Origin of the sequence: Hyphomonas sp. (genome assembly GCF_041689225.1) — a bacterium.
Taxonomy (GTDB): Bacteria; Pseudomonadota; Alphaproteobacteria; order Caulobacterales; family Hyphomonadaceae; genus Hyphomonas.
Map to the genome: position 1 here is coordinate 1 of NZ_JBDNGN010000058.1, position 17,454 is coordinate 17,454.

Annotated in this window: 14 protein-coding genes, 1 pseudogene and 1 riboswitch; of the genes and pseudogenes, 2 read left to right on the forward strand and 13 right to left on the reverse strand. The window is 62.7% G+C overall.

Annotated features, from left to right (window positions below; genetic code table 11):
* Positions 1-178: 178 nt before the first annotated feature.
* Entirely contained in the window at positions 179-1,882 is a 1,704-nt protein-coding gene (locus ACESNB_RS05030) for an SUMF1/EgtB/PvdO family nonheme iron enzyme (protein WP_373004773.1), read from the reverse strand.
* Positions 1,883-2,077: 195 nt separating this feature from the next.
* Here ACESNB_RS05030 and ACESNB_RS05035 point away from each other — a divergent pair, with 195 nt between their 5' ends.
* Entirely contained in the window at positions 2,078-3,235 is a 1,158-nt protein-coding gene (locus ACESNB_RS05035; protein ID WP_373004776.1) for a hypothetical protein, read from the forward strand.
* A gap of 2 nt (positions 3,236-3,237) precedes the next feature.
* Here ACESNB_RS05035 and ACESNB_RS05040 read toward each other — a convergent pair whose 3' ends face one another.
* The 5 genes from ACESNB_RS05040 to ACESNB_RS05060 all read right to left on the reverse strand — a co-directional run bounded on the left by ACESNB_RS05040 (position 3,238) and on the right by ACESNB_RS05060 (position 7,617).
* Positions 3,238-3,654 carry a DUF1489 family protein gene (locus tag ACESNB_RS05040; protein ID WP_373004778.1) on the reverse strand — a complete coding sequence of 139 codons (417 nt, stop codon included), beginning with the start codon at positions 3,652-3,654 and terminating at the stop codon, positions 3,238-3,240.
* Positions 3,655-3,664: 10 nt separating this feature from the next.
* Complete coding sequence (locus ACESNB_RS05045) at positions 3,665-4,402, reverse strand: hypothetical protein (RefSeq protein ID WP_373004781.1); 738 nt, start codon at positions 4,400-4,402, stop codon at positions 3,665-3,667.
* Between the two features lie 125 nt (positions 4,403-4,527).
* Positions 4,528-5,808, reverse strand: coding sequence for an amidohydrolase family protein (locus ACESNB_RS05050; RefSeq protein ID WP_373004784.1), 1,281 nt, complete (start codon positions 5,806-5,808; stop codon positions 4,528-4,530).
* The gene (locus tag ACESNB_RS05055; RefSeq protein ID WP_373004787.1) at positions 5,805-7,208 is read right to left on the reverse strand and encodes an amidohydrolase; all 1,404 of its coding nucleotides are present in this window, start codon (positions 7,206-7,208) and stop codon (positions 5,805-5,807) included. Before ACESNB_RS05055 ends, ACESNB_RS05050 begins: the two co-directional genes overlap by 4 nt.
* Positions 7,209-7,287: 79 nt before the next feature.
* Positions 7,288-7,617 (reverse strand): hypothetical protein, encoded by a 330-nt coding sequence (locus ACESNB_RS05060; protein ID WP_373004791.1) that lies wholly within the window; start codon positions 7,615-7,617, stop codon positions 7,288-7,290.
* Between the two features lie 164 nt (positions 7,618-7,781).
* Between ACESNB_RS05060 and ACESNB_RS05065 the strand changes: the two genes are divergently transcribed.
* Positions 7,782-9,155: an acyltransferase family protein gene (locus ACESNB_RS05065; RefSeq protein ID WP_373004793.1), complete on the forward strand. Its 1,374-nt coding sequence runs from the start codon at positions 7,782-7,784 to the stop codon at positions 9,153-9,155.
* Between the two features lie 3 nt (positions 9,156-9,158).
* Here the strand turns inward: ACESNB_RS05065 and gcvPB are convergent, their stop codons facing one another.
* The 7 genes and pseudogenes from gcvPB to ACESNB_RS05100 all read right to left on the reverse strand — a co-directional run.
* Positions 9,159-10,730, reverse strand: coding sequence for an aminomethyl-transferring glycine dehydrogenase subunit GcvPB (gcvPB, locus tag ACESNB_RS05070; protein ID WP_373004796.1), 1,572 nt, complete (start codon positions 10,728-10,730; stop codon positions 9,159-9,161).
* Positions 10,730-12,073 (reverse strand): aminomethyl-transferring glycine dehydrogenase subunit GcvPA, encoded by a 1,344-nt coding sequence (gcvPA, locus tag ACESNB_RS05075; protein WP_373004799.1) that lies wholly within the window; start codon positions 12,071-12,073, stop codon positions 10,730-10,732. The genes gcvPB and gcvPA overlap by 1 nt, the downstream gene beginning before the upstream one ends.
* Positions 12,074-12,212: 139 nt before the next feature.
* The gene (gene gcvH, locus ACESNB_RS05080; RefSeq protein WP_373004802.1) at positions 12,213-12,584 is read right to left on the reverse strand and encodes a glycine cleavage system protein GcvH; all 372 of its coding nucleotides are present in this window, start codon (positions 12,582-12,584) and stop codon (positions 12,213-12,215) included.
* Positions 12,585-12,600: 16 nt separating this feature from the next.
* Positions 12,601-13,758, reverse strand: coding sequence for a glycine cleavage system aminomethyltransferase GcvT (gene gcvT, locus ACESNB_RS05085; protein ID WP_373004805.1), 1,158 nt, complete (start codon positions 13,756-13,758; stop codon positions 12,601-12,603).
* A 141-nt stretch (positions 13,759-13,899) separates the two neighbouring features.
* Positions 13,900-13,991: riboswitch (glycine riboswitch) on the reverse strand.
* A gap of 296 nt (positions 13,992-14,287) precedes the next feature.
* A complete protein-coding gene (locus ACESNB_RS05090; RefSeq protein ID WP_373004808.1) occupies positions 14,288-15,415 on the reverse strand; it encodes a DUF697 domain-containing protein in 1,128 nt (375 codons plus the stop codon).
* A gap of 68 nt (positions 15,416-15,483) precedes the next feature.
* The gene (gene argS, locus ACESNB_RS05095) at positions 15,484-17,256 is read right to left on the reverse strand and encodes an arginine--tRNA ligase (protein WP_373004811.1); all 1,773 of its coding nucleotides are present in this window, start codon (positions 17,254-17,256) and stop codon (positions 15,484-15,486) included.
* Between the two features lie 3 nt (positions 17,257-17,259).
* Positions 17,260-17,454, reverse strand: a pseudogene (locus ACESNB_RS05100) (hypothetical protein); the annotation flags it as partial.

Here is a 17,454-nt window from a genome sequence, read left to right on the forward strand (position 1 = left end):
GCCCATGCCGTCGAACAGGAAGAACAGGACCGGCACGATCACCGCCCCGCCGCCAATGCCGAACATGCCAGCCGCGAGGCCCGCAGCCGCCCCGGCCACCGCGAGACCCAGCAAGAGCGGCCAGTACTGCAGGAAAATATCGATCATGCTTTCGCTTAGCGGGCTCGCCCGCCACTGGCTAGGGGGCCGTGTCGGACGAGACGACCCGGAACCCGATCTTCCGGTCCCGCGTACCACGCGACACTCGCGCCCGGTTCGCCGCCCGGTGCGTCGCCGCATTGTCAGACCAAGCTCCGCCACGGATCACGCGCAAGTCGCAGCTTCCGTTCAGCACGGCGCGGCCATCATTCGGGGCCGTGCTGAAATTGTTGACGTAACAATCCTCGACCCACTCGCGGACGTTGCCGAGTGTTCCGACCAGGCCAAACCCGTTCTCTGGCAGGCTGGCGCTAGCCTGCGGCCCACCGGTCGAGACCTTGGACCGGTCAAAACTGTCGCCCCACCAATAGGCGGTCTGTGTTCCGCCGCGCGCAGCATATTCCCACTCTGCCTCGGTCGGCAGGCGATACGTCCGCCCGGCCTTGTCCGACAGCCAGTTTGCGTAGGCTTGCGCGTCCCGCCAGGAAATCGACGTAACCGGCATGTCACCACGTTTGCCTGTGTCTCCCGGCCGGTAGCCGCCACAGCCACCATCAGCGAGACAGGCGTCCCAGTTTTCATATGTGATCTCGCTGCGGCTCATCACGAAGGGCGCAACTGTGACGCTGTGCAGGGGCCCTTCATTGCCAGTCCGTCGGGATTCTGAATCAGGCGATCCCATCATGAACGTGCCCCCCGGAATGGAGGCAACGACAGGGCAGGTTTCGCAGTCCGGCCGCGGGCCGGTTTGCGCAGGCTCCGGCGCGGCCCCTTCGGGTGCGGCGTCTTCAGCTTCAAGCTCGCCCGGCACGGTTTCCGAAATGGTTTCCGCAGTGTCGGCCGTTTCTGCGATATCCACCGGTATAGCGAGCCCCGGATCGGCCGCTTCAGTTACCGCAGCATCGGCCGGCGGCGATTCCCCTGTATCCGCTGCTTTGGCGACGGCTGACCCGTTGTCACGGGACGGCATCAGGGCGCTCACGCCCCACCCAGCGCCAATCATCAAGGTGACGCCACCGGCAATCATTGGCACGAGCGATGACTTGGGCTTCGCAGCTTTCGCAGTCGACGAAGGCGTAGCCACCATAACAGGTTCAGGCGCTTTTGCCTTTGTGTCTAGGACGGCAATGCGATTGCGGGCGAGATCAGAATAATGACCCGCTGGGTAGCGCTTCAGATAGGCGGCAAAATCTGCCGTATCGGTCGATGTCTGGATCGACGTCCAGAACGTGTTCTCGATCGTGCCGTCTTCGGCCAGCGGGCTGGCTACAGGCGCGGCAGGAGTGGGCGCCGGAGCAACTGGCACGGCAGCGGGTTTCGGGGCCACGACCGTCTCGGCTTTATGGGCAGCCTTCCGGGTGATGGCGTGACGAAGGTCGGTGACAAAATCGACCCATCTCTGTTCACTCCGGTCGCCGTCCCAGCCGATCAGGTCGGCAGTCTGCGTCAGCTCGAACAAGATCGGCCGGTCGGCAGTCGCGATCATCGCCGGGATCACGGTCGAATAGCGTTCGCCAAGTGTCGCCTCGGCGCGCACCCATTTGGACTTCACCGATACAGTCGACCAGAGGACGACCACGACATCGGCATTCCGCAGCATGCCTTCCGTCACCTCGTCATAGGTCTGGCCTGCCTTGAGCACCTTGTCCCACCAGACTGTCAGGCCGTCTTCCTCAAGTGCCGCAGCCACCTGCTGCGCTTTCGGCCTGTCCGCGCGGCTATAGGAGAGAAAAACATTCGCCATTCACGTCCCCACAAAGCCGCCATCCGGATACGTCGGGAAAGCCAACTAAGTAGCTACGATGACACAGATTTTTTGGTTTTCCAAACTGGATAGCAATCCACCAATAGCCATTGCATTCCTGCATAGCCCAAAGCAGGATTGCATCAGACGGCTGGCGAATGGCGCCGTGCGCGGCGCCGCGAAAGGGTGGGTGGTATGTTCAGATTCAACGATGAGCTGCTGCTCAGCGCCGACGACCGGGACCTCGCACACAAGAAATACCCGCGCGTCTTCTTCGCCATGGACCATCCGAATCTGCGCGCCGAGTTCCAAAAGGTGGACCGGCTGGCCAATGCCGCCAAGAAGCGCAGCCGGTCGATCGGCTGCCTGACCCTCAGTTTCGCGGTTGCGTCCTTGCTGACCTTCCCGCTTGAACCGCTGATTACCGCTGCATCCGGCGCGACGGCTGTATCCCTCGACCTGTTCAAGGCCATCGCAATTGTCGGTGCCGTCTGCGGCGTGCTGGCGATAATCTTCGGCAATCTCGGTCTCGCTTTCGGCAAGAGCAAGCGCCACTGGCTCCAGATGCGCCTGATGACAGAGCGCATGCGCCAGTGGCAGGCACAATATATCACCGCGCACATGCCCGACATTGTAGAGGCGGCAGGGTCCGAGGCAGGCCGCACCGGATATGTTGCGACCCGCGACCTCGCCTTCGAGCGGTTCAAGCGCTCCTTCCTCAGCCAGATCAGCAGCGAGTACACCAAATACACGCGCCGGGAAGCTGTCGGCCACATGGGCCAGACCATCGTCGACCGGGCAGGCCAGCAAGCTTTCTGGATTGATCCGGCCTGGGCGAAAGCGGCGGCCCGCAAGCTGCCTGGTGACCAGGACGGCGTACTGGAGGAAATTTTTTCGGCGTGTGAGGAGACCCGCCTCCTCGGCCAGGTCCAGTATACAAACTATATCCTGTCGTCTGAGGGCTCGTTCTGGTCGCTGCCCCGCAAACAGATCGCGATGCTGGGCAATACGATGTTCGCCTTGGTGCTCTTGGCTTTCCTGTCGAACTTTCTGGCTCTCATGATCGCCATATGGCCAGTCCCATCATTCGATCAGACAGTCGTGGGCTCCTTCGCCATCATCTTCGCCATCCTCGCCGTCGGCACGCGCTCGGTCGAGGAAGGCCTTCACCCGCAGCACGAGCTTGCCCGAATGGAGCTCTACGCGGCTCAGGTGAACGCCGCGCTCCAGCAATTCACCTCCAGCAATTCACCTGGCAGGAAAGTCGACGCGCTCAAGATGCTTGAGAAAGCGTCCACCGACGAGATGATCGAATTCCTTGATGCCAACGAGCACGCGCGGTTCGTCCTCTGAGACTACCAGACACCGGCCTGTTTCAGCGCTGCATCCAGGTCGGGCGGAATGTCGAGGGCCGCATCGCCGGTCTTCAAGTCGCGCGGCGCATCTGTCGGTTTCAGGTAGCGCCAGCCCTGGAACGGGCGTTTGGCCTGAGCATAGGTCCGCACCAGGTTCGGGTCGAACACCAGCTCGCACATGGCACGGCCTTCATCATCCTTGATTGCGCGGATATCGATGATCCGCTGGCGCACGCGGATCGCGCGCTTGATGACCCAATAGATCGAGCCGCCGTCGAGCATTTCCTCAGCCCGCTTCGGCGCCATGCGCGTGTGGTGGACGGGATGGTCGAGGCGCTGCAACAGCCGCGTTTGCCAGTCAGCGAGGTCTTCGATCGTATCGGCGCCCACGCACAATTTCACCATGTGAATCGTCATGGTTGAGAGACTAACGCGCCGGGCCGTCCAATCCAGTCATCAATGTGGGTTTGGCTGCTTTGCCGCGCTCGAAATCCCGCTGCGCCTGTGCACTGGCGAAGAAGAATTCAGCATTCACAATCGTTGCGGAATAGCGCCGCTCGATTTTCCGGAACGCTGCCCGCGCCTCCAGTTCGACTGAAAACCCGGACACATAGCTCATGCCCCAGCGCGGCTCGGTCCGCAGGAAATAACTCTGATTGTACTTCGTCAGGCGGCCGCCTTCCGGCCCGGCAACAGGTTGCGGCAGCATATAATCGATCCGCAGGAACCGCTCACCCACAGGGTCAAGCCAGGCTGTTGCCTGCAACCGTTCGGCCGCCCATACGTCGAATTCGCCATCATTCTTGGACGGCGTATGCCGGAACGAGATTTGCCATGCATGCCCACGATCATCGACCTGAACGCTACGGCCAAGGCTCGCACGCAGGTCGTCCGGGAACAGCCGTCCGTCAGGCGCGGCCTCGGCGGCCCAGTTCGCCGCCACTTCCTCCAGTTCGTCGTCTTCGCCTTGCCAGTCGAGCACCTGCCAGCGTTCAGCGCCCGTCTTGCGGGGATCAAACGCGTAGACGCGCTTGGCCCGGTCGCTCTCCAGTTCCACGGTAAAGGCCGCACGCAGCGTCTTCGGCGCCTCGGTCGCTGACAAAGCCGAGTTCATCGGACCGGTTCCGGTCACCAGCGAAAACGCCATGAGTAGTGCAAGCCACATCGACAAAACCATCCCGACTGAACTTTTATCCACATTTGCGGCATCCATGCGGCAAAGGACCAAAAGCACGTTTGGCGGCCATACTAGGCCGCCAAGGATTTATGGGAGTTGAACGGCGCTGCCTGTCAGGGTTTCACATAGGCGAGCGGCCGGTTGTGCTCGTCGAGCTTGAGATAGCGATCCCGCAGCTCCGTCTGGCGCGTTTTCAGGGACTGGACGTCCCCGTCAATCATCACGACGTCCGGATTGGACGTGATCTCGAGCGGATCGCCATCCCAGACCACGATATCCGCCCGTGCGCCCGGACCGATCACACCCAGCCCCTGCAGACCGAATATCGCTGCAGGCGCCGTCGTCAGCGCTTTCATCGCATCATCGTGCGACATGCCATTGGCCACGGCATTGCCTGCCACCTGCATTGCAAGACGGGCCTGATGACTCGAACTGCCGAGATGGGCAATCGCGACCGTCACACCGGCATCCATCATCCGGGACGCGTTTTCCGCCGTAGCGCCGAGTTGCTCAAAGCTGGCTGGCAGGTTTGAAAAGGCATCCACGATCACCGGAATACCGGATCGCGCCAGCCGCGGTGCCACGCGCCAACCTTCGTCAGCCCCGACAATGGCAATCTTCAGGTCCGGGTTCTCTGTGGCAAAGTCCATGATCGCGTTGAGATCGCTGGCCTTGTGCGCTTCGATCAGGATCAATTGCTCGCCCCGTGACGCAGGACCCAACGCCTCGGCATCCACCCGGCCGAGCGCGGTGCCGTCATTGCTCGTGAAATACCGCGCCGGATAGGCGCCCGCATCGTCGAGCGCGGCGCGAAACTGCGCCCAGGCCGCCGGACGCGAACCACCCGCGAGCGCGGCGCCGTGGTCGCCCAGCGAGATCAGCAGGAAGGCCTTGCGCGAAATCTCGGTATCCACATCGCCGCTTGTGTCAGCGACAAAGCCCTGACCGGCAAACAGGTTCGAGCTGGCTTCCGGCGCTACGACAATCCGCGTCACCCCTTCGACACGCGTCACAGCTACAGCGGTCGAATCCGGATTGAATCCATCCGCCGCATCCAGCGCCACGGAATAATCGGAGCTGCTTGCCGACGTGTCATCAGTCGCGTCTTCAGCGTCGACTTCCACGATCCCGGTACGCGAGAAGGCGGAAATAAAACCCGGGCTGACCCATTTACCGGTGGCATCGATGACCGTTGCCTCCATCGGCACGTGCGATCCAGCCCTGCTGACCGAGACAACCCGCCCCTTGTCGATCACGATAATCCCGCTCGGAATCGTGCCTTGGCTTGTTCCGGTCCAGACATTTCCGCCGACAATCGCGACTGGCGCGGCAAAAACGGGCAGAGCAAGGCTCGCGGCGACAGCGATCAGGCTGGCAATATGGCGCACGCTCATTTCAGGTCTCCTTCACCGGGCTGGCCGAGCTCGAAATCCATCACCGGCCGCATCGCTGCATCGCTGCGGTCATACATCAGGGCGCCATCGACAAAGACCTGGTCGGCCTTGGTGTAGACGCTGAACGGGTTGCCGGACCAGACGACCACATCAGCCATCTTGCCGGGCACGAGGCTGCCGGTCTTGCCGTCGATGCCGAGTGACTTGGCCGGGTTCAGCGACAGCCATTGCCACGCCTCTTCCTCAGGAATGTTGATGCCGATCTTCCGTCCGTCCGCCCAGGCCTTGGCGGCTTCCTGGTTCAGGCGCTGGATGCCGATATCGCTGTCGGAATGCACGATGGCGCACGCGCCGGCCTTGTGCACCATCGGGATGTTTTCCTTGATGCCGTCATAGGCTTCCATCTTGAAGCCCCACCAGTCGGCCCACATCGACGAACAGGCGCCATATTCCGCCAGCTTGTCGGCAATCTTGTAGGCTTCGACGGCATGGTGGAAAGCGGTGACCTTGTAGCCAAATTCCTTCGAGATATCCATGACTTGCGCCATCTCATCGGCGCGATAGCAATGCATGTGAACGAGGATGTCGCCGTCGAGCACGCCCTTCAGCGTGTCCAGCTCCAGGTCGCGCATTGGCGCATCGCCGCCTTCTTTCTCGTACTTCTCCCATTTGCGCTTGTAGTCGGCGGCCCGAATCCACGACTCGCGATAGCCAGCGACATTGCCCATGCGCGAATAAGGTGCCCCGCCGGGATAGCTGCCATTGCCATAACCATAGACCCGCTTCGGGTTCTCGCCGCAGGCCATTTTCAGCGTGTAAGGCGCCCCGGGAAACTTCATGCCTTGCACGGTCCGGCTCGGCACGTTCTTCAACGTCACGCCGCGCCCGCCGAACAGGTTCGCGCTACCCGGCAGCACCTGCAGTGACGTGACTCCGCCCGCCAGCGCCCGCGTGAATCCCGGATCCTGTGGCCAGATGCCATGTTCGGACCAGACTTCCGCCGTCACCGGGCCGGAAATTTCATTGCCATCACCATGTGCAGTGACACCGGGCGAAGGATAAACGCCGAGATGGCTGTGATTGTCGACAATGCCGGGCGTCACCCAGCGGCCTGCAGCATCGATCACCTTGGCATCGCCCGGCGCGGCCAGGTCCTTGCCGATCGCCGACACTTTGCCGTTCTCGATGAGAAGGCCACCCTTTTCGATCAGCGCGCCGGTGCCATCGATGATCGTCGCATTCGCAATGAACACGGACGGGTTCGGATAAGGCGCATAGGTCGAGGGGAACGGGTCCTTGGGAACCGTGATCTTGTCCTTGCTGTCAGCCTTGTCCGAGCCCCCGCATGCGGCCAGAATCAGGGCAAGGCAAGACAGGCCCGCCAGGGAAATTCGGTTCATCTGTTTCAGCCCCACTCGCTGTAGTGATTACAGGTGCATTTGTGCGCAGATTTGCCTCTGCGGCAAGGGGGCGGCGCGTTCAGCGCTTGCGGGGCGACGAAACGTTCTTTTCGCGGGCAAAAACCAGCTTCATCAACCAGTTCGGCGCAAACCGCTCGACGCGGGGATGGCGTTTCAACACGCTTTCCATCCAGCGATGGCCCCAGACCGAGTTTCGTCCCAACAGGATAACACCCAGGATACCGAATGGCAGGCCGATCGGAATCAGCGGCGTCACGATGCCAATCGGGATCGACAGGGCGATCATCAACAGGCCGATCAGGGCCAGGAGCTGACGGAACGCTGTATTGAAGCCGAAACGCAGGGGATCAGCCGGCCTTTGGGGCGGCAGGGAGGTAGTTTCGGTCATCGGGTTCGCTTCGTCGTCAGCCATTTTCAGTGATATGGGGGTTCTTGGTTATTCCGGCCAATGAAATCATCAGGATGTGTTCAAAGTCTGGCAACAGCGTTACCCGATTGCTACAACTGTGAAACTTCTTGCGGTCAAATGCGGGAACCGGGCATGAGGACGGCATGAAACTACAGTCCATCCAGATCCTCCGCGGCATCGCGGCGCTATTGGTCGTGTTCTTTCATATGCGCTATCAGGAACTGAAGGGCATCCTGCAAAATGGCGGCACCGAAGCCCCGTGGCTCTCGGGCGTGGTGACAAATGGCTATGCCGGCGTTGATCTCTTCTTTGTCATCTCCGGTTTCATCATGGTCGTCGTCACCCAGGGCGACAGGCCGGGCCTGCGCACGGCGGCTGAGTTCCTGTTCGCCAGGCTGACACGCATCTATCCGATCTGGTGGTTTTTTGCCGGCATCATGGCGGTCTATCTTATCGGCTTCCACGGCCTCAGCGGTGCCGGTCAGGGGTGGCAATCCTTTGCGCGATCTGAACCCGTCCTGCCCTATGTCATCAAGTCCTTCCTGCTGATGCCCCAAGTCGAGGATCCGATCCTCGGTGTCGGCTGGACCCTTGTGCACGAAGTCTATTTTTACCTTGTCTTCACCCTGATCCTGCTGGTCAGGCGCAGCTGGCTTCCCCTTATCCTGCTGGTCTGGGGCCTGCTTGTGATTGGCGGCTGGTCGATTGGCCTGTCGGGGCACCGGCCGGAAGACATTCCGGCACTTGTCTTCTTCCCGATGACAATGGAATTCATCATGGGCGCTGTAACAGGCCTGCTCGTCTGTTCAGGCCTTGCTTGGCGCGCCGGCACAATTACGCTTCTGGCCGTTTTGGCCCTTTGCGCATCACTTGGCATCCAAGGCGTCGAAACCGTCCACACGCTGCAATGGGGCCGCGTGATGCTCTATGGTTTTCCAAGTGCAGCGCTGATCTACGGCGTTGTCACGCTCGAGCGCACTGACAGACTGGCCTGGCTGATACCTGCCGCCGTCATGTTTCTTGTCACGGTCCTTGTTCTCCAGCTTTACGGCACGGTCGATGACAGTCCTCTCCACTTGCGTCTGGGTGGAACGATCGTGGCCCTGTCGGTCGGCACTCTGGCGATGCTGGCCACCCTGTGGGCCGGCTGGTATGGCGGCCAAGTGTATCCGCACATCATTCGCGGAACAACGCCTTGGTTTCAAAATGTGATGCACGGACTGGTCCGCCTCGGCGATGCATCCTATTCGCTGTACCTGTCCCACACGATTTTCATCGTCGTCCTCAGGCTTATCTTCGGCGTGCTGGGCAAGTTCGAGCCGATCGCCCCCCTCTTCAGGCTTGGGCATGCGGGGCTTCTGGACAATTTCACCTTCGTTGCCATCTGCCTCGCCGTTTCGATCACGGGTTCGCTGCTCAGCTACCGCTTCGTCGAGCGGCCGATGACGCGATGGTTCCAGGGGCTCCGGTCCCGGCTGTTTGACCCGCCGGAACCGCAAAGCAAATCCGCCCCCTGAGGCCTATTCCGCCGCGACGGTATCAGACGCGGGCGCCGTCCATTTCAGCACCGGCTTGCGCGCCGCCCGTGTCTCGTCCAGCCGCCGCATCGGCGCGAGGTAAGGCGCACCTTTGAGCGTCTCGTCGCCCTGCGCCGCGCGCCGGGCAATCGATTCCAGCGAGGCGCAGAATTGGTCCAACGTCGCCTTGCTCTCGGTCTCGGTCGGCTCGATCAGCATCGCGCCATGCACCACCAGCGGAAAGTACATGGTCATCGGGTGATAGCCCTCGTCGATCAGCGCCTTGGCGATGTCCAGCGTCTCGATGCCGTCCGCCGTGAACGCATCCGAAAACAGCGCCTCGTGCATGCAATAGCCTTCAAAGGCTGGCGTCATCACATGCTTCAGCTTCGCAGCGATATAGTTCGCGTTCAGCACCGCATCCTCGGCCACCTGTTTCAGGCCGTCCGCGCCATGGCTGAGAATATAGGCCAGCGCCCTCACGAACATGCCCATCTGGCCATGGAACGCCACCATTCGGCCAAAGCTCTCGCTCGCCTCGCCGTCGACTTCCTCAACGAGGCTGAACACGCCGTCCTCGTTTTTCACGACGAACGGCACAGGCGCGTAGGGCGCCAGCGCTTCAGACAGCACGGTCGGGCCCGAGCCCGGCCCGCCGCCGCCATGCGGGGTGGAGAAGGTCTTGTGCAGGTTGATATGCATTGCATCGACGCCGAGGTCGCCCGGCCGCACACGGCCCACGATGGCGTTGAAGTTCGCCCCGTCGCAATAGAAATATCCGCCCGCATCATGGATCAGGTCGGCGATCTCGCGGATGTCGGTTTCGAACAGGCCGCACGTATTCGGATTGGTCAGCATGATGCCGGCCACGTCATCGGTATGTTTCAGCTTCTCGCGCAGCATGCCCATGTCGACGCGGCCCCGCTTGTTCGCCTTGATCTCGTCGACGATGAACCCGCACTGCACCGCTGTCGCCGGGTTCGTGCCATGCGCCGAGGCCGGCACCAGCACGCGCTTGCGCGTCTCGCCCTCGCCGCGCGCAATCAGGGCCTGCCGGATCGCCAGCATCCCGGCCAGTTCGCCATGCGCGCCCGCCTTCGGACTCATCGCCACGAAGGGCATGTTGGTCAGCGTCTTCAGCCAGGTTGCCAGCTCGTCGATCAGCTCCAGCGCGCCCTGCACGGTCGCCTGCGGCTGCATCGGATGGATGTCGCCAAAGCCCGGCAGGCGCGCCATCTTCTCGTTGAGCCGCGGATTGTGCTTCATCGTGCAGCTGCCCAGCGGGAAGAAGCCGAGATCGATGGCATAATTCCTCTGCGACAGGCGCATGTAATGGCGCACCATTTCCGGCTCCGACAGGCCCGGCAGGCCGGTCGGCACCTTGCGCGTCACACCGCCGAGGCGCCCTGTCCGGTTCTGCGGCGCGGGCAGGTCAACGCCGGTCGTCTCACTGGTCCCGATCTCGAAGATCAGGCCCTCAGCCTGCAACAGGCCCCGCGAGCCGGACACGGTCGTAATGGCGGATACGGAAGTCGATGTCGGCGCCGTCGGGCGGCCTTGAATGTTCATGCTCATCAGACAATCTCCTTCAGCGCCGCCGCATAGGCGGCAATATCTTCCGGCGTCGTGCATTCCGTCGCCGCGCAGACGATCACGTCGCCCATATCTTCGCCCGGGAACAGGCGGCTCGCCCGTACGCCGCCGACAACGCCGGCCTCGTCCAGCATGGCCAGAACAGCCTCGGCATTCATCGGTGTGCGGAACGCAAACTCATTGAAAAAGCGCGGGGTCAGTATTTCCACGCCCGGCACAGCCTCCAGCGCATCGGCGAGATCACACGCCGCCTCATGGTTCAGGAGCGCGAGGCCCTGCAGGCCCTTGTCGCCCAGCAGCGTCATGTGCGCCGTGAAGGCCAGCGCGCAGAGGCCTGAATTGGTACAGATATTCGATGTCGCCTTGTCGCGGCGGATATGCTGCTCGCGCGTCGACAGCGTCAGCACGAAGCCACGCCTGCCGTCGGCGTCCACCGTCTCACCGCACAGGCGGCCCGGCATCTGGCGCACCAGTTTTTCCGTACACGCAAATAGGCCGACATAAGGCCCGCCAAAGCCGAGCGGCACGCCGATCGACTGGCCCTCGCCCACGGCAATGTCCGCGCCCATCTCGCCGGGAGGCGTCACAAGGCCGAGCGCAACCGCTTCGGTAAACACCGACACGAACAGCGCCTTCTTCGCGTGGGCAGCGTCGGCCACGCCGGACATGTCCGTCACCGTGCCGAACACGTTCGGGCTCTGCCCGATCACGCAGGCAGTGTCATCATCCACCGCGTCGGCCAGCGCCATCTCGCCATCAACCGCCACCGCCAGGTGGACCACTTCCAGCCCCTGCGCCTCGCACAGCAGTTTCGTTGCCGCGGCATAATGCGGGTGCAGGCCGCCGGACAGGATCACTTTCTTGCGCCGCGTCACGCGCGTCGCCATCACGGCGGCTTCGGCGCAGGCGGTCGAGCCGTCATACATGGAGGCATTCGCTACATCCATCGCCATCAGCGCCGCCACCTGCGTCTGGAATTCGAACAGGGTCTGCAGCGTGCCCTGCGCGACTTCCGGCTGGTAGGGCGTATAGGTCGTCAGGAATTCAGAACGCTGGATCACCATGTCCACGCTGGCCGGGATATGATGTTTGTAGGCGCCGCAGCCGACAAAGAACGGGCCGGACGAGGCCGAGCGGTTCTTGGCGGCAAGTTTCGACAGGTGGCGCTCGACGGCCAGCTCCCCCTGATGGTCCGGCAGGCCGGCAATCTTGCCACCGAGCCGGGCCTCCTTCGGTACGTCGCCGTAAAAATCATCCGCGCTTTTCGCGCCAATCACATTCAGCATCGCCTTGCGATCATCGTCAGTCAGGGGAAGGTAACGCATATCTAATTCGTCTCTTTCTCTCGAAGAACCGCATCTTGAGCGAAGTCGAAGGACGGGGTTCTGGCTTGATGTCTATGCGGCCCGCGCTCTGATCCTTCGACTTCGCTCAGGATGAGCGCTGCTTGAGGCAGCGGATGGGCTACAGTCCCTTGCAGAACTCGGCATAAGCGGCGGCATCCATCAGGCCGTCCAGTTCGCCCGCGTCGGCCAGCTTGATCACGCAGAACCAGCCATCGCCTTCCGGACTTTCGTTCACCGTCTCCGGAGCATCAGCGAGGGCACCGTTTGCCTCGACCACATCGCCGCTGACCGGCGCGTAGACGTCAGACGCCGCCTTGACGCTCTCGACGACGGCCATGTCGTCGCCCTTCTTCACGGTCTTGCCAACGTCCGGCGTCTCGACGAACACGACGTCGCCCAGCTGCTCGGCGGCATAGGCCGTGATGCCGACCTTGCCCTTGTCGCCGTCGACGCTGACCCACTCATGGTCTTCTGTGTAATAGGTCGCCATGGGTCTCTCCTCCTGTTTAGCGTTTGTAATTGTGTGGAACGAAAGGTAGCGCGACGATCTCGCCGGGCCGTGCCTTGCCGCGTACCATCAGATCGATTTTCGTGCCGGGCGCGGCATGGGCGGCGGCGACATAGCCCATCGCCACCGGATGGTCGACGCTGGGGCCAAAGCCGCCGGACGTCACCACGCCCACCACCTTGCCACCTACTTGCACCTCCGTTCCCTCCCGGGCCGGAGCCCGCTCCAGCGGACGAATGCCCACGCGCTTCTCCGCTGGGCCATCTTTCAGCGCCGCCAGGATGCGCGCCGCACCGGGAAAATTGCCCGCCTCGCGCCGTGTCTTCTGGATCACCCAGCTCAGCCCGGCCTCGACCGGGTCGCGGCTTGTGTCCATGTCATGTCCGTACAGGCAAAGCCCGGCTTCCAGGCGCAGCGAATCCCGCGCGCCAAGGCCGATCATCTCGACCCGTTCATCCGTCAGCATTTCCTCGATCAGCGGCAGGCACGCTTCGGGCGCCACCAGAACCTCGAACCCGTCCTCGCCGGTATAGCCACAGCGCGACACGATGCAGCGCGTGTCGTTCAGTTCGAAGGGCTCGTGGTGCATGAAGGCCAGCTCTTCGCAGCCGGGGAAGAAATCGCTCAACACGTCCACGGCTTCCGGCCCCTGCAGCGCGAACAGGATACGGTCATCGGCGCGTGTCAGCACGGCCTTGCCCGCCAGCGCGGTTTCGAAGATGGCCCAGTCCTGTTCTTTCACCGCGCCATTGACGACGATGTAGAGGCTGCCCTGCGCCTCGTCGCCCAGCGGGCGCGTGATGATCAAATCGTCGAGGATGCCGCCATCTGCGTTGAGCAGCACAGTCAGCCGCGCCTGCCCCTGTTTCAAGCTGGCAATGTCAGACGGCACCAGTGTCTCGACCAACGCCGCGATCTTGGCATGCGCCTCATCCCCGCCGCCAATGCCCTCTTCCAGCGACAGGAAGCACGGGCCCATGTGGCTGACATCGAAAATGCCCGCATGGGCCCGCGTCCATTTATGCTCGTCCATCACACCCATCGGGTATTGCACCGGCATCTCATAGCCTGCGAACGGGACGAGCTTGGCCCCGCGCGCAACATGCAGGTCGTAAAGCGGCGTACGCTTCAACGCTTCGGTTGGGGTATTTGCCATGGCGCCATCAATCCAAAAGGTGACGGATCGGCGCTGGGCCGAAATATCCGTCGCCCCCGCTGTCCTGGGCGCCTGAGAGATTCCGCCCGGCGTACGGGCTTGCTCCTTCGGCGAGGCCTCAAGGGCCTCTTTCCAGCGTGTTGACCCTGCCCGGTCCGTTTGCCTGAGCGTTTCCGGGGCGGTTGCGCCTTCGGCGGCAGCTTCAAGAGCTGCTCTCTCCCGGGACAGAGTTGAATTGGCTTTGGATTAGAACGGATTCGAGGGCGCGGCAAGCGACCTGCATCCGTTCCGGCAACGCGATCCCCAGAATCCGCAGGCCTGCCTCCAATTGGTGCACCCCTGACCAGCATGGCAGCGCCCGCCCGGCTCGCCCTTCGACTTCGCTCAGGGTGAGCCTCTCTCACAGCTCATCCTGAGCGAAGTCAAAGGATGAGGCGGGAGAAAGCTTCATCCGCGCCAGCTTATCAAATGCCCAGAATCCCGACACCGGCCTCCAGCCACTTCAGCACAGCCGTGGCCTGCCAATCGGTCAGGCCCCAGCAGGCTTGGCGCCAAACCAGCTTTGCACCAGGCCCCAGGCATTCTTCGACCCGGCGACGGCCTTTTCGGTCGCCCGTGCGGCGTGCGAGGTCAGGCCGCCACACCGTTTCAGCAGGTCTGCGACGACCGATCCGGATTCCTGCTTCACACCCTGCAACGCCTCTTCCGAAATCGCCTTGGCCTGTCCGGCCGACCAGCCCTTGAAGCTGCGGCAACGCCGTTTCGCCAGGTAACCGAGCTTCAGCGTCATCATCGCGTTGATACCGCCATCCATCAGCGGACCGGCCACCAGTCCGCCCATGCGACCCAGCAGGCCGCCAATCACGTCGCCGGTAATGTCGGTCACATCTTCCAGCGCACGCGACACGACAACGATGGCCGCCACATCCCGCAGGATGCGCAAGCTGCCCCCCAGGTGCGGCCTGCCGAAATAGATGCGCGACACCCGCGCAATGAGATTGGCATTCCGCCAGAGCACGATAAAGGCATCGACCGTCCCGTTCATCGACACCGCTGTCGCGACGCCCACCCCGACGGCCTCGGCATGGATCAGCGCATTCACTTTCGCATCCAGCGGCTTCAGCAGGGCTTCGATATGGTCGCGTTCGAAGGCTTCGAGTTCCACCGACACGGCCAGGGCTTCGTCCTGCGGTCCCCGCAAGGCCCGCTCCAGCAGCGCACGGCCCTTGGCGATGCCCGCGCGAATGGCGTCGCTTTCGTCTTTCAGCAGCGGATTGCCCGCCAGCATCTCGAGGTATTTCAGGTCGTATTTCAGACGCGCAGCCAGCGCCGACGGTTCCGGCGCCTTCGGATCGATCACGATGGAGGGAGGCCTCGCCGCAACAGGCATGGCCAGGAAGGATCGGATCGGCCGGCCGACCATGACACCAAGAATCAGCGCCAGGATCACCAGATAGGCATAGCCCAGAACCGGATGCACATCGTCGAACATACGGTAGAACAGGAATCCCTGCCCGATCACGACAAGGAAGGCGATCACGATGAACGCGGTTGCTGACCATTTCAGGAAACGCCAGCCTTGGGCCCATTGCGAGGCAAGTTCCCACTGGACGCCGTCGCTGGCCCCGGCGCGCTGAACCTTGAGTGCCTTCGCCATTAGTGTCTCCTCTGTGTCGCGGTCGATCCGTCGATACAGAAGATATAGGCACACAAGGGCGCGATGCCCTACATGCGCTCAGGCACGTCGATTCCAAGAATCCCGAGCCCGGCTTCGAGCTGCTTCAGCACAGCCGTCGCCAGCGCCAGTCGGCTCGCCCGCAGCGCCGGATCGCTTTCGTTCGCAATCGGCAACGCGCCATAGAAGCCGCTGAAGGCCTGGCTCAGACCGAACACGTGCTCGCACAAGATGTGCGGCATCCGCTTCTCGCGCGCGCCCAGCAGCGCCGCGCCGAACCCGTCCAGCGCCAGAACCAGCGTACGTTCCGCGTCGTGGCCCACGATAATCTTGCCCGGCGCATTGCCGTCGGCTTCGGCCCGACGCAGCAGCGACTTGATCCGCACGGCGGCATACATCAGGTACGGTCCCGTCTTGCCTTCAAAGCTCGTGAACCGGTCGAGATCGAACACGTAATTCGTCGTCCGCGTATTCTGCAGGTCGGCAAAACGCAGCGCTGCCACCGCCACGGCCCGCGCCACATTCGCCCGCTCGTCCAGCCCCATGTCATCCGGCAGGTTTGCCGCGCCAAGCTTGCGGTCGGCCTCCTCGAGCGCCATCGCGTTCAGGTCGGCCAGCCGCAGCACGCCGCCTTCGCGCGTCTTGAACGGCTTGCCGTCCGGTCCGTTCACCGTGCCGAAGCCGATATGTTCCAGATGCCCCTCATCGATCAGGCCGACCAGTTCAGCCGCCCGGAACACCTGTTCGAAATGCAGCGCCTGACGCTGGTCGACGACATACAGCATGCGCTCCGGCGTCGGATGCATGTGCATCATCCGGTCCTCGATCGTCGCAAGGTCGGTCGTGTGATAGCCCGTGCCGCCGCGCGAATTCAGCAGCATGACCGGCGGCATTTCCTTCTTGTCGCTCTCACGCGCCACATGCACGATCAGCGCGCCCTGGCTCTCTTCGGCCAGCCCCGCTTCGCGGAACCGCTCGATGAGGCCGGCGATCAGGTGGTCGACGTCGCTCTCGCCCTTCCACAGGTCGAACGAGACATTCAGGAAGGCATAGTCGACCTTCAGCGCCGCCACCGACACATCGATGAAATGCTTCAGTAGCGCGCGATAGCCTGCCCGCCCCGCCTGCAGTTCGGCCACGGCGTTCTGCGAGCGCTGATTGCGCGCCGGGTCGTCCTTGGCCTTGTTGCTGGCCGCCGGATACAGCCGCCCGAGGTCCTCGATCGTGACCGGCGATTCGGCAGGATAGGGCCCGGTATAGCTCTCGTCGAAATAGATCAGGTCCGGCTGGTCGTCATGAAGTTCGGTGACAAGATGGCCCATCTGCAGGCCCCAGTCGCCGAGATGCGTGTCCGACGTCACCGTATCGCCGAGGAATTTCAGGAGGCGTTGCAGCGTGTCGCCGATCACCGCCGAGCGCAGATGCCCGACATGCATCGGTTTGGCCACGTTCGGCCCGCCGAAATCGATCACGGTCACGTGCGGGTCGGACGCCAGCTCGCCACCCGCCATGTCCTTGTCAGCGAGAATGTCCGCCGCGCGTGCCGACAGCGCGGCGTCAGATACGCGAATGTTGATAAAGCCCGGCCCCGCTACGTCTGCCGACAGGACCAGCGGATAGGCCTTCAGCACTTCGGCAATCTCGCCGGCAATCTCGCGCGGGTTCCGGCCCGCAGCCTTCGCCGCGCCCATCGCGCCATTGCACTGGAAATCTGCCAGGTCCGGCTTGTCGGAGCGGCGAACGTCACCCCATCGTTCCTCCAGCCCCACGGCAGAGAAGGCGGCGCCAGCGGCGGCCGTCAGGTCTCTGATCAGGCTCGCCATGGTTTACTTTTCAGCGTTGAGGCGGAAGCGCTTGCCCGCCCGGTTGAATTCCAGCTGCTCCGGCGTCAGGTCGAAGCCGACCACGATCTCGAAATTCGAGCCGGCGATCGATTCGTCAAGCCGGGGGATTTCGATCCTGCTGAACGATTCGGTCTTGCCCGCCAGTTTCCCGCCCTTGAAATCCGCCACGACCGAATA